Below are 13,150 nucleotides of genomic sequence, written 5' to 3'. Positions count from 1 at the left end.
ACATAGTTATAGGTAAGCTCTAATTTGGCGGGCTATCTCTACAGCGCCGGCTGTATCGCCGTGCACACACAAACTGTCTGCTTGAATAGATAACGTGGCGCCTGATGCAGTTGTTACTGTGCCCTGCTCTATAAGTTGCTTGGCTTGTACTAACGCCTCTTGCGAACTGAGTACAGCACCGTCTATTTGACGAGACTGTAGATAGCCTTCATCGGTATAGCGTCTGTCAGAAAAAGCTTCAAACAACAGCGATACGCCATGCTGTTTTGCTTCATCTATGATTTCTTGGTGTTCAGATGTGGCTTGTACCATCAACGGAAGTTTTCCTTGGCACATGGCGGCAACACTTTTCATCACGGTTTGCCTAATGTCCTTATTTTTCATCATGTCGTTATAAAGTGCACCGTGTGGCTTAACATAATCGACCTGCGTGCCCACTATGTCAGCCATCCCTACTAATGCACTTACCTGATATTGAATACAGGCACTAAGCTCATTGGCTTGCATTGCCATACTTCTGCGTCCAAACCCTTGCAAATCAGGGTAAGACGGATGAGCACCAACCGACACACCATGGGCTTTGGCAATATCCAGCGCGGCTTTCATTACCAATGGATCGCCAGCGTGAAAGCCACAGGCAATGTTTGCCTGGTCTATCTCAGACATAATGTCTTTTTCCACAGGCATAGACCAGGCCCCAAAACTTTCACCTAAATCGCAATTTAACTTCATAATGGTTTAGCTCTTAACTCCAATCCGATATTATGTTACCTGTTCTATTAAAAAAGTCAGTGTTAATGATAAATATTGGAAAAATTAATACATTGCGCGTGGTAGCAGAATACCCTTTTGGGTACGCCCTAGCCGCCCTAGACGCTAATGAAAACGAGTTTGAGAGTGGTACTGATAACGAAGGTGCTGCTGTTTTCGATTCAGAGGCCCACACCCTTGGCATCGATGAAACCGTTACTCTTCCTCTTGATGAGGTTGAAACACCCCTTGCAACAAATGCGGAGATAGATGTATTTGTTGCCACAAATCAGCGTGGAGAGCCCTACGCAACGGTGAAAAAGCCGCTGATTCAGGTGGGCGAAGTCAAAATTTTAAAAGCGGTATCTGCTACCAATTTTGGCGCTTTTTTCGACTGGGGATTAGATAACGATTTACTCGTTCCAGACGACTATCAAGCCGAGCCTGTTAGTGCGGGTATGAAATACGTTGTTTATACGTTCTTTGACAATAAAACCCAGCGCATTTTAGGTGCGACCAAGCTTCACTACTTTTTACAGGAAAGTAATGCCTATTTGAATGAAGGCGACGATGTTGAATGCCTAATTTATGCCAAAACAGATCTCGGTTTTAAAGTCGTGATAAACGAAAAGAATCTTGGTCTGATTTTTCACAGCGACGCGTTTAAACCATTGAAAGTAGGTCAAGCTACCTCGGGTGTAATAAAAACAATTCGCGAAGATGGTAAAATTGATGTTGTCCTTCAACGTATTGATAAAGATGCGCGAAGTGAGCTTCAGCAGGCTATTTTAGATGATTTAGATGCCCACGGCGGCATATCGACACTCACTGATAAGAGTGCACCTGAAGATATTTACACGCATTTTAATGTGAGTAAAGCGGCCTATAAAAAGGCGTTGGGTGCGCTGTATAAACAGAAAAAAATCACTATTAACGCTGATGCAATACGATTGAACACCAATACTTAATTTACACAACTCAGGATATATAATGAAAGCACGTGTTTCATGGGATAAAGACCTTACGTTTACTGGTACTACCGACAGTGGTTACAACACCGTGATGGATGGAAACGGCAACGCTGTTTCACCTATGGAATCGGTGCTTGTTGCTATTGGTGCCTGTTCAAGTGTGGACGTCGTCGATATTTTGAAAAAAGGGCGCTTTGACATTACAGCGTGTCATTGTGAACTTGAGGCAAACCGCGCTGAAGAGCCACCACGTGTGTTTGAAAAAGTACATGCTCACTACACGGTGTCAGGAACGGGAATTACCGATAAAGCGTTAGCCCGTGCTGTGCAGCTTTCAGCGGAAAAATACTGTTCGGTCATGTTAATGCTTAAGGGCAATGTTGACATTACCACCAGCTACACCTTGGTTGAATAGATAATCAGTGGAATAAGCGATGTCTAGGCAGGCTTTGGCCTTGTAGACTTTAGTTTAAATTACTGTTACTTAGCGATATTGGCTAACAGATAGTAAAAAAGGCTAACCAATTCGGTTGGCCTTTTTGTTTTTCACCACCAAAAAACCCTAACACACTGAAACTTAATGTTTTTAGTTTACTGGCACGTTATCTGCTCTTATTGGTCATTATGATATAACGACAATAAACGTTAGGGCATTGACCATGGAAACAGCACAAAACACCTCATATCAGAACTCAAACAACGCTTCACTTCGAATTTCGAACGCTCACTCTCCATTTTTACGCTATGCCGTTATTGGTAGCACAATTCTAGCGCTTAGCGCATTTACAACTGGCTGCACAGATGCTGATGCGATTGATGCAGCGAATGGCCCTGACAAAGTAGAAGAGACGGTATTCGCTATTCCCGTTGAAGCACTGCACTTAAAAACAGGCGACATTACCTCAACCTACAATACCACCGCTATTTTAGAGGCCCGTGAAGAAGCGTTTGTCTCTGCTCGCGCATCAGGAATTATTGAAGCCATATTCGTAGAAGAAGGCGACTACGTAGAAAAAGGACAAGCGTTGGCACAGCTAGATAAGCGTCGGTACGAACTCAATGTGTCAAAAGCACGCGCTGACCTACAAGGTATCGAAAACGAGCTTGAGCGCGTCAACAAGGTATACTCACAAAAACTCATTAGTCACGATACCTACGATAAGCTCAACGCTCAGTATGAATCAGTCAAGGCCTCGTTGCGCATTGCTGAATTGGATTTAAAAGAAACCACGATAGAAGCACCTATTAGTGGGTTTATTGCATCTCGCAATGCCAAAGTAGGTAACCTCACCGAATCTTTCCAACGTGAAAGAATGTTTCATATTGTGCAGCAAAAAGACCTTCAGGGCGTGGTATTCCTACCAGAAAACGAACTAACGAATGTGTCTGTAGGCCAGGTTGCTACCCTAAACGTTGCCGCGTTAAACAATCAAAAAATAACCGCACATGTTGAGCGAATTAGCCCCGTTATCGACGCCACTACCGGCACCTTTAAAGTAACCCTGCGAGTGCCCAATGGACAAAACACGTTAAAAGCCGGCATGTTCACCGATGTATCTCTTGAATATGCCACTCATGCCAATACCACTTTAGTACCCCGCCGTGCTCTGGTTACCATTGATAATACCCACAGCGTTTTTGTAGTCGACGGTGGCGTGGTTAAGAAAGTCAATGTATCTACCGGATTTGAAAATAACGATGTTATTGAAGTGACTCACGGGTTAACCGGTAACGAACAAGTCGTTACTGCGGGTCATCAAAACTTAAAAGACAATGCGCCTGTTGAAGTTGTAAACAGCTAAGCGAAGATAAATAAGGAATAGTATTATGCGTATTGTCGATATTGCTGTTAAGCGTCCCGTCGCCGTTTCTATGTTTACTTTCGCGGTGTTGTTATTTGGTATGGTGTCTCTTGGTAGGCTGTCGGTGAATTTATTGCCTGATTTGTCTTACCCCACTTTAACTATACGCACCGATTACGATGGCGCCGCTCCCGCAGAAATAGAACAACTGGTATCTAAGCCCATCGAAGAATCCATCGGCGTCGTTAAAGGCGTGCGTAAAGTTACCTCTACCTCACGTGCAGGCCAATCAGACGTAGTCTTATCCTTTGCTTGGGGTACGGACATGGACTTTGCCAGCTTAGAAGTAAGAGAAAAACTAGACGTACTTCGACTTCCTCTGGACATTGAAAAGCCTCGACTGCTGCGTTTTAACCCCAGCTTAGATCCCGTCATCAAGTTAGGCCTCACTACTGACACCGAAAACCTTTCCGAAAGCGGTATGAAGCGCTTGCGTTTATACGCCGAACAACAAGTAAAACGAGGCTTAGAGTCTGTTGAAGGTGTTGCGGCCGTGCGATTAGGCGGAGGGCTAGAAAATGAAATTCACATACTTATTGACCAGCGTAAAGCCAGTCAACTATCCATTCCTATTACAGATATTGTTGAGCGTATAAAAGCAGAAAATGTTAACGCCGCAGGCGGAAGAATAGACAATGCCGCCCAAGCCTTTTTAGTTCGAACACTAAACCAGTTTGAAACACTAGACGATATCGAAAACTTATTTATCGGCCGCTCAGGTAATCGAAACATCCAGTTAAAAGATGTTGCCGTTGTACAAAGTGCTTATAAAGACAGAAGTGTCATCACGCGCTTTAATGGCACTGAAGGTGTTGAAATAGCAATCTATAAAGAAGGTGACGCTAATGCGGTGGATGTGGCTACAAATGTGTCACGTCGACTGCAAGAAGTACAAAAAGCCCTCCCCTCAAATTATGCACTTGATCAAACTTATGATCAGAGCGTGTTTATAAAACAGGCCATCGACAACGTGAAGTCAGCAGCCATTGTGGGCGGCATTCTAGCCATGTTGGTGCTGTATTTGTTTCTAAAAGACTTCTGGGCAACGGTCATCATTACTGTGTCTATTCCTGTGTCTGTTATTGCCACGTTTAATTTAATGTATGCCAACAACATAAGCTTAAATATGATGAGCCTTGGCGGTATCGCCCTTGCTGTTGGACTATTGGTAGATAACAGCATTGTTGTGCTTGAAAATATTGACCGCCACCGCAAACACAAACGTGGCTTAACAAAGGCTCAACATGGCGAAGACGCTACGCAATTTGAGGCGGCCTCTAAGGGCACCAAAGAAGTATCAGGTGCGATAATCGCCTCTACATTAACCACCATGGCCGTCTTCGTTCCGCTTATATTTGTTGAAGGCATTGCTGGTCAGTTATTTCGAGACCAAGCACTAACGGTTTCCTTTGCCCTTGCTGCATCTCTCGTGGTGGCACTCACCATCATTCCGGCGATGGCGAGAAGAAAATCAACGCAACAATTATCTCACCAAGATACATTCGATAACCCGTCAGCCTCTGTAAAAACTGCCCCCACTAGTCTGTTAGGTAAAATAGCGTTTTACGCCACCTGGCCTGTTAGAGCACTGTTTAAATTTGTTTTTATTTTCTTACCTGCCGCTCTTGTGACCTTGATAATTGGTGCGTGGCACATCATCAGCAGATGTTTATCGGTAGTGTTCACACCCCTTGTTTGGCTGTTTTCCAAAGGGTTTGATGGCCTATCAAAAGCGTATGAAGTGTTACTGAAAGCAAGCCTTCGCGCTCGAACTGCAGTGCTAGGTATTGCAGTAGCCGTGTCTGCTGGAGGGGTTTTACTGTTACCTCAGTTGGGTATGGAACTCATTCCCACCATGTCACAAGGAGAGTTCTCAGTAGAAATCACCTTACCAGCAGGTTCTCCTTTGCAGAAAACCGATGCCGAACTCAACGCACTAGCGGCCGTTGTATTTAATGAGAAGAACAGTGTGGGTAGTGGTCCAGAAGACGAACAACAGAGCGGATCGCACACAAAAGTGCAGCGTACTTATGCTATGTCTGGAACGGGCAGCCTCATAAGTGCTGCGCCTAATCAAGGTGGCGATCATTGGGGTCGCTTAAATGTGGTTATGCACGCCAATGCCACCCAAGGTGACATGCAGCAGGTTCAGAATACCTTGCGTGATTATCTAAACAACAAACCAAACATCGAATCAGTGTTTTCTGAGCCTGAACTCTTTAGCTTTTCATCGCCAATTCAAGTGGAAATTACGGGTTACGATTTAAATCAGTTGCAAGAATATGGAGACGCTATTGCGCTTAAGCTGGCAAGCTTTGCGAATTTTACCGATGTAACCACCAGCATTCGCGATGGCAATCCAGAGCTTAAAATAGTCTTCGATCACGCTAAGCTTGCTCGGCTAAACTTAGATGCAGCCACTGTGTCGCAACTGATCGGAGCCAAAGTGGGCGGGCGCATTGCCACCCAATACAGTGTTGAAGATAGAAAGGTTGATGTACTGGTTCGCACTATTGAAAGTCAGCGCAACGATATAGCGGGCGTAAGAGCAATTGTTATTAACCCTCGTTCAACACAGCCTATTCCCTTAAGCGCAGTAGCCGATGTTTACATGAGCGTGGGTCCAAGTGAAATTACCCGTGTGGGGCAGCAGCGTGTCGCTATCGTTACGGCAAATTTAGCGAAAGGAAAGCTAGACGAAGCTGTTGAGGTTGCGAATACTGTTCTTGACGAAACACAACTTCCCCTCTCACTCAGCGCCACCATTGCAGGTCAAAGTGAAGATATGCAAAACAGCTTCCGCTCGCTGCAATTTGCTCTCGCCCTGGCAGTATTTATGGTGTACCTGGTTATGGCGTCGCAGTTTGAATCCTTGCTTCATCCCCTCCTTATTTTGTTTGCAGTGCCACTTGCAGGCGCAGGCTCAGTATATGGCTTATGGCTCACTAACACGCCGCTTAGTGTAGTGGTGTTTATCGGGCTAATTATGCTGTGCGGTATTGTTGTGAACAACGCCATTGTGCTTGTCGATAGAATAAATCAGCTGCGCAGAGACGGAATGGAAAAACACGCTGCCATTGTTGACGCTGCCCAAACCCGTTTACGACCCATTGTAATGACTACATTGACAACCGTTCTCGGTTTGCTCCCCATGGCATTAGGTTTTGGTGAGGGTGCGGAAATAAGAACACCTATGGCGGTAACGGTTATTTTTGGATTACTCTTTGCCAGCTTACTTACGCTCATTTTACTGCCGGTGCTGTATAGCTTATTCGACAATAAAAAAATACCTGTGGATACCAGTGCAGTGATGACACGCAACGAGCCTATTGCAAAAGGAGGCGCGCTATGAAGCCTTCACAAAAAAAGCCGCCCACTGGAGACGAGGTAGGTCGCGTAGACACTCTTGCTGATGTTGGTGCTGGTAAAGTAGCGGGTATAGGCGCGGCGTTAGCAAGATTTGCCCTTAACAAACCCGTCACCATAGGCATGCTATTTTTCTCCATGCTGCTGTTTGGATTAGTGTCTTCTAGACTGCTTCCGTTAGAGAAGTTTCCCGGTATTGATATACCCCAAATGGTTATCGAAATCCCCTACCCTGATGCTACCCCAATTGAGGTAGAAACCATGATAACGCGGCCTGTGGAAGCGGCCATTGCCACCATGTCAGGGATTAAGCGCCTGCAGGCCCGTTCTTATGATAATAAAGCAGAAATCGTTGTTGAGTTTGATTGGGAAGAAAATCTTAAAGCCAAAAGTATCGAGGCAAGGGAAAAGGTAGACGCGATAAGAAATGAGCTGCCTTCAGATATTGAACGCATAATGGTGTATAAATTTAACACCAATGACATGCCTATTTTTCAGCTGCGTGTGTCTAGCGATCGGGATCTTTCTAACGCTTACGATTTACTTGAGCGCAATCTAAAGCACCCGCTCGAGCGAGTACCCGGCGTGTCGAAAGTTGAGCTTTATGGCACCATGAAACGTCAAATCACTATTCGGCTGAACGCTAAAAAGCTTTCTACCTATCGCATAGACAGTAATGAGCTTGAACGAAAATTACAGGGGGCTAACTTTTCCCTAACTGCAGGCTACATGTATAACGATGGTCAAAAGGTGCTTGTTAACCCAACAGGTGAATTTGACGACATCAACGACTTTAAACAAATGTGGATCAAACCCAATATTCGTTTATCGGATGTGGCCGAAGTCAACTATGAATTGCCTTTGCGACACGAAGGACGCCATTTAGACAGAAGCTTTGCTGTAGGTTTCAATGTTTTTCGTGAATCTGGTAGTAACTTGGTCAACGTATCAGACGCCGTAATGGCCGTGATCAATGAAGCAAAAAACGACCCTGAGTTTTCGGGTATCAACCTTTTTGTAATGGACGACACCGCCAAAAGCGTTACGTCTTCTCTAAGCGACTTGTTAAGTGCGGGTTTGCTAGGTGCACTACTGTCAGTCATCGTTTTATACTTATTTTTGCGCCAGCTGGTCACCACACTTATTGTTGTGCTGTCGGTGCCATTTTCAATATGTATCGCCCTGGGCGTCATGTATTTACTGGGTTATACCCTAAATATACTGTCACTGATGGGACTGATGCTGGCCGTTGGTATGCTGGTAGATAATGCGGTGGTAGTGACTGAAAGTATTTTTCAAGAGCGCCAGAAAAACAATGATATTGGTTATGCCACACAAAGCGGAGTCAACAAGGTAAGCTTGGCCGTAATTGCGGGTACCGCAACCACCGCCATTGTATTTTTACCCAATATCATTGGCGTTAAAATTGACGTAACCATCTTCTTAGAGCATGTAGCAGTTGCCATTTGTATTTCGCTATTTGCCTCTCTTTTTATTGCGAAAACCCTCATTCCCTTACTGACCACTAAAGTGAAAATTCCGGTGGTCAAGCAGTCAGCGCCCCCGGCTTACATTTCTCGTTACGGGAAAATACTTCAGTGGGTACTTAACAATCAGGGTAAAACATCACTTATTGCTGTTGGTATTCTGGCATCCACTATTATTCCCATGCAGGCGGTGACGTCAGATGATGATGGTAATAACAACCAAGAACGCATTTGGCTGAATTACCACATTACCGAAAACTACACCCTATCGGAGGTAGAAAATACGGTTGAAAAAATGGAAGCCTATTTGTATGAAAATCAAGAACGCTTTCATATTAAACAGGTATACACCTATTTTACTCCAGGGTATGCCACAAGCGGCCTTACGCTTAATGACGACCTACCTGTGCCGGTTAGCCAGATCAAAGAGGATATCCGTGAGTCTATGCCCTCTTTCGTAAGAGCACGCCCCACATTTCAGTGGGAAAGTGGAAGTGGTGGCGGTATTCGAGTGACATTGCTTGGCGAGTCTTCAGAGCAATTAATGAAAATTTCAGACCAGCTGGTGCCGGTTCTTGCCAAAGTGGAAGGACTTAAAGATGTGAAGGCTGATACAGGCTCAACCCGTGACGAAGTTCAGATTCGAATTGACAGAGAAAAAGCCAATCGATTCGGTATTGCGGTTAATGATGTGGCCAAACTAGTTGCTACCGCCCTTCGCGGTAGTAATCTAAGGACGTTTCGCTACAGCGACGCTGGAGAGGTTAACGTACAGCTCAAGTATGGTAGCGATATTCAGTCCTCACTCAGTGCACTCAAAAATATTAATATCGGCTTTGCCCAAAACCAATCAATTACCCTTAATATGATTGCTGATTTTGAAATAAAGCCTCAGCTGTCGCAAATTAACCGTAGTTATCGCCAAACCGCGTTGGCTATTGGTGCCAACCTTGAGGGTGAAACCACCACCGAACAGGCTAGACAGCAAATAGAGGTAGCCCTCGAGAATATTACCCTGCCTACGGGCTATACTTGGACTTTGGACGGCAGTTTCTCTCGCCAAGATGAAGCTAATGCGGTTATGCAGATGAACATGCTATTGGCGCTTTGCATGATATACGTGGTGATGGCAGCGTTGTTCGAATCGCTGATCTTACCTACATCCGTCATAACATCATTATTGTTTTCCTTCACCGGCGTATTTTGGGCGTTTATGGTAACCGGAACATCAATGTCAGTAATGGGTATGATTGGTATGCTTATACTTATGGGCATTGTAGTAAATAATGGTATTGTGCTGGTAGATAGAATTAATCAGCTGGTCAATGAGGGACTCTCTTTGTATGACGCGGTTGTTGAAGGGTGCGTTACCCGAATAAGACCCATACTCATGACAGTGGCAACCACTGTGCTGGGGCTAATTCCGCTTGCCATAGGCACAACGCGGATAGGCGGCGATGGTCCACCTTATTCCCCAATGGCCATCGCCATTATTGGAGGTTTGCTATTTTCTACACTAACCAGCTTGTTCCTTGTGCCGTTAGCATATGTACTACTCCTCAAGTTGAGATTCCACACTCAGCGACTCTTTATCAACGGACGCAACAGAGTGTCGCGTTGGGTAAGGGTTTGAGCCAAGCATCATTAACCAGTTATGACTTCCTGGCTGGGTGTGTGATGTTCTTTTAAAGAACAGCACCACCCGCCTTCTCATATTAACCATAGTCAACGCTTACCCTAACTACGTGAAGTAAGGTATTCGTGAACCGTATCAGCGCCACGTTCAGCTGAAAACTGAATGAGGTTACTTCCATTACAGGTTAACCCTGTGTCTGAGGTAACTAATCGTAGTACCTGACGCTGGCTATCACCAATACGGCCTACATTGCGTGATATATTTGAACGGAAAGTTTTGATGTCGTCGTTGATAATGGCTTTGCAAAATCCTGCAAATTCAGTTTCACCAACAAAGCGTACTTCTTTTTCTGAAGTAGCAGCACTTGCACTGCATGCTATTGATAACGTTGCTGTAGCAATAATGGTCTTTAGCAATTTCATAATGTTTTCCTCGATGCATAAAAAGGTTTTTAGCACTCAGGTCATTCCTGAGCGCCTATTAGTTATGCATCAAGATTGAAACTTTTTCTGTTGTAATGTTGTGTAAGGTAGGTAAATTTGCAGTAAATTCAATTGTTAATACATAATTAATAGCTTAACCAATTGAAATATAGAGATTTAATTGAAATCAATATTCCAGATTGTTATTACAAATAGGAAATGAGAAACAAAAAACTCTAATACTAAAGTATAAAAAACGTTTTTTTGAACCTCCAATTCTGAAATTTTAACAAAAAAAATGGCATTTCAGATTATTTTTCACACTGAAATGCCATTTTATTTTGTAATAAAACTACATTTTACTCGTATTTTCTTTCGACTTTCGTTTCTATCGCGTCGATATAAGCATGCCAAGACCCATATCCAATAAGCGGCATTAGAATGATAAAACCGACAAACCCAGTGACAAATCCTATGGCAACGGCCGAGAAAATTATTGCCGCCCAAATCAACATGGGAACTTTATTTAACCACACCGCGTTGACACTCGTTAGCACAGCGGTAGCAAGATCGACTTTGCGCTCCATGAGTATTGGTTGAGTGAATGCAGTAATAAACAGCATGATCATGGTAAATGCCGCCCCCACTAAGGTGCCCAACATTAGAAACGGTAGTAAACTCTCAAGATTGTTATCGATATAAGGAGGATAAAGGGCATGGATTAGCGACGCTACACGTAGCCAAAAAATCATCATGACCATGATGAGTAGCGCAAAACCCCACTCATTAAATGCATTTCTTCGCATTGCTCGCAATGAATGTCTTAACGTAGGTTTGTGACCTTTTTCCATTTCCCAGCTTACATCGTAAAGACCTGCGGCTAAAAACGGGCCTATCAACATAAAGCATACGATGGCAGGCAGAATAACCAAGTGCCAACCCGTCATTTCAACTAAATACATAATGAACCATGGAATAACGGCGAACAGTACACCATAGAAAACTGTTAATCCTGGCGCTCGCATGGCGTCTCGCAACGCCAATGACAACCATTTTATGGGGTCGCCAACATCTAATTCTTTACAGGGAATGACACGCGCAATGCCACTTTGAGTAATCGCATTTTCTGGAGTTTCTTTAAAATGGTGCGACATATTAAAATCACCTCTGATGGTAAACTTGCTTTTTCTTGGTGTTTTTATAAACACCTTATTCTTACGATAGGCTTATATGAATAAGTTCACAAGTTATTAACATAAATTTTATAACTTTATAGACAAATGGATAGTCAAAAGGATAGCCATCACCATTATTGTTCGCAATTTGTGCAATGAGGGATAAAAAGTGTCGTCATTCGCTGAATTCATCTAAATTGCCGTCGCATCTCACTGTGGATTGCGATAATCTCAAGGCATGTAAATCAACCAGATAGACCATGAAAACTGTATCTCGCTCACATAAATTAGATAACGTTTGTTATGACATTCGAGGCCCAATAGCAGCACAAGCTAAAAAGATGGAAGACGAAGGTCATCGCATATTGAAATTGAATATCGGTAACCCTGCCCCGTTTGGCTTTGAAGCCCCCGACGACATAGTGAAAGACGTTATTCATAATCTGCCGACTTCCCAAGGGTATTCAGACTCAACGGGAATTTACGCGGCGCGTGTAGCAGTTATGCAGTACTATCAACAGCGAAATATCAAAGATATTCGCGTTGACGATGTTTATATTGGTAACGGGGTCAGCGAACTCATCATGATGGCGATGCAAGCACTGCTTAATCATGGTGACGAAGTGCTTATTCCAAGCCCTGACTATCCACTGTGGACAGCAGCGGTAAGTCTATCGTCAGGCTCTCCGGTTCATTATCATTGCGATGAACAGGCCGATTGGTTTCCTGACCTTGATGATATTAAAAGCAAGATCACCAGCAAAACCCGTGCAATTGTTCTGATTAACCCGAATAACCCCACGGGGGCTGTGTATGATGAAGCGCTACTTCAAGACATTGTTGAATTAGCGCGGCAACATGGACTTGTTGTATTCAGTGATGAAATTTACGATAAAATTCTTTATGACGATGCGAAACACACCAGCATTGCATCGCTAGCCGATGACGTGTTTTTTGTTACTTTTAGTGGTTTAAGTAAGAACTACCGTGTTGCCGGATTTCGTGCTGGCTGGCTATTGGTTAGTGGTAATAAGCGACTAGCCTCAGATTATATTGAAGGGCTCAACATTCTCTCTTCAATGAGAATGTGCGCAAACGTACCTTGTCAAAGCGCTATTCAAACTGCACTTGGCGGATACCAAAGTATTGACGACTTGGTAAACGAAAACGGAAGGCTGCGTATTCAGCGAGATGTGACTACTGACATGCTAAACGGCATCGATGGCATACACTGCGTTAAACCTAAAGGCGCTATGTACTGCTTTGCCCGAGTGGACGAGAAAAAATTCAACATTCACAACGATGAGCAAATGATTTTAGACTTGCTTAGCTCGGAAAAAATTCTGCTGGTACATGGCAAAGCATTCAACCTTAATAGTGGCATTTACTTCCGCTTGGTATTTTTACCTCACAGTGACGTTTTAGTGCCTGCCCTGCATAGAATTGGAAATTTCTTTAGAACCTATAAGCAGGGAGCTTAA

Annotated in this window: 9 protein-coding genes; 6 read left to right on the top strand and 3 right to left on the bottom strand. The window is 43.9% G+C overall.

Annotation, left to right across the window (positions count from 1 at the left end; genetic code table 11):
* Nucleotides 1-6: 6 nt before the first annotated feature.
* Nucleotides 7-732, bottom strand: coding sequence for a 5-oxoprolinase subunit PxpA (locus tag JV36_RS0109640; RefSeq protein ID WP_032095823.1), 726 nt, complete (start codon nucleotides 730-732; stop codon nucleotides 7-9).
* 65 nt (nucleotides 733-797) lie between these two features.
* Here JV36_RS0109640 and JV36_RS0109635 point away from each other — a divergent pair, with 65 nt between their 5' ends.
* From JV36_RS0109635 to JV36_RS0109615, 5 genes are all read left to right on the top strand, one after another.
* Nucleotides 798-1,718 carry a hypothetical protein gene (locus tag JV36_RS0109635; protein WP_032095822.1) on the top strand — a complete coding sequence of 307 codons (921 nt, stop codon included), beginning with the start codon at nucleotides 798-800 and terminating at the stop codon, nucleotides 1,716-1,718.
* Nucleotides 1,719-1,740: 22 nt separating this feature from the next.
* Nucleotides 1,741-2,136, top strand: a complete 396-nt coding sequence (locus JV36_RS0109630) for an OsmC family protein (protein WP_032095821.1) — start codon at nucleotides 1,741-1,743, stop codon at nucleotides 2,134-2,136.
* 244 nt (nucleotides 2,137-2,380) lie between these two features.
* Entirely contained in the window at nucleotides 2,381-3,523 is a 1,143-nt protein-coding gene (locus JV36_RS0109625) for an efflux RND transporter periplasmic adaptor subunit (protein WP_032095820.1), read from the top strand.
* A 25-nt stretch (nucleotides 3,524-3,548) separates the two neighbouring features.
* Nucleotides 3,549-6,935: an efflux RND transporter permease subunit gene (locus JV36_RS0109620; RefSeq protein WP_032095819.1), complete on the top strand. Its 3,387-nt coding sequence runs from the start codon at nucleotides 3,549-3,551 to the stop codon at nucleotides 6,933-6,935.
* On the top strand, nucleotides 6,932-10,069 hold the full coding sequence (locus JV36_RS0109615; protein ID WP_081926589.1) for an efflux RND transporter permease subunit: 3,138 nt from the start codon (nucleotides 6,932-6,934) through the stop codon (nucleotides 10,067-10,069). The genes JV36_RS0109620 and JV36_RS0109615 overlap by 4 nt, the downstream gene beginning before the upstream one ends.
* A gap of 104 nt (nucleotides 10,070-10,173) precedes the next feature.
* Here JV36_RS0109615 and JV36_RS0109610 read toward each other — a convergent pair whose 3' ends face one another.
* Nucleotides 10,174-10,494, bottom strand: a complete 321-nt coding sequence (locus JV36_RS0109610) for a DUF3718 domain-containing protein (protein ID WP_032095818.1) — start codon at nucleotides 10,492-10,494, stop codon at nucleotides 10,174-10,176.
* Between the two features lie 359 nt (nucleotides 10,495-10,853).
* Nucleotides 10,854-11,648 (bottom strand): DUF2189 domain-containing protein, encoded by a 795-nt coding sequence (locus tag JV36_RS0109605; RefSeq protein ID WP_032095883.1) that lies wholly within the window; start codon nucleotides 11,646-11,648, stop codon nucleotides 10,854-10,856.
* A gap of 281 nt (nucleotides 11,649-11,929) precedes the next feature.
* Between JV36_RS0109605 and JV36_RS0109600 the strand changes: the two genes are divergently transcribed.
* Nucleotides 11,930-13,150 (top strand): pyridoxal phosphate-dependent aminotransferase, encoded by a 1,221-nt coding sequence (locus JV36_RS0109600; protein WP_032095817.1) that lies wholly within the window; start codon nucleotides 11,930-11,932, stop codon nucleotides 13,148-13,150.

Source organism: Alteromonas sp. LOR, from assembly GCF_000753865.1.
GTDB lineage: Bacteria > Pseudomonadota > Gammaproteobacteria > Enterobacterales > Alteromonadaceae > Alteromonas.
The sequence above is the reverse complement of the archived record's forward strand: the minus strand, read 5'-3'. Positions and strand labels throughout refer to the sequence as shown.

Excerpts from the sequence above, each read along its gene's own strand:
- JV36_RS0109640 (WP_032095823.1), bottom strand. The coding sequence starts at position 732 with ATGAAGTTAAATTGCGATTTAGGTGAAAGTTTTGGGGCCTGGTCTATG.
- JV36_RS0109635 (WP_032095822.1), top strand. The coding sequence starts at position 798 with ATGATAAATATTGGAAAAATTAATACATTGCGCGTGGTAGCAGAATAC.
- JV36_RS0109630 (WP_032095821.1), top strand. The coding sequence starts at position 1,741 with ATGAAAGCACGTGTTTCATGGGATAAAGACCTTACGTTTACTGGTACT.
- JV36_RS0109625 (WP_032095820.1), top strand. The coding sequence starts at position 2,381 with ATGGAAACAGCACAAAACACCTCATATCAGAACTCAAACAACGCTTCA.
- JV36_RS0109620 (WP_032095819.1), top strand. The coding sequence starts at position 3,549 with ATGCGTATTGTCGATATTGCTGTTAAGCGTCCCGTCGCCGTTTCTATG.
- JV36_RS0109615 (WP_081926589.1), top strand. The coding sequence starts at position 6,932 with ATGAAGCCTTCACAAAAAAAGCCGCCCACTGGAGACGAGGTAGGTCGC.
- JV36_RS0109610 (WP_032095818.1), bottom strand. The coding sequence starts at position 10,494 with ATGAAATTGCTAAAGACCATTATTGCTACAGCAACGTTATCAATAGCA.
- JV36_RS0109605 (WP_032095883.1), bottom strand. The coding sequence starts at position 11,648 with ATGTCGCACCATTTTAAAGAAACTCCAGAAAATGCGATTACTCAAAGT.
- JV36_RS0109600 (WP_032095817.1), top strand. The coding sequence starts at position 11,930 with ATGAAAACTGTATCTCGCTCACATAAATTAGATAACGTTTGTTATGAC.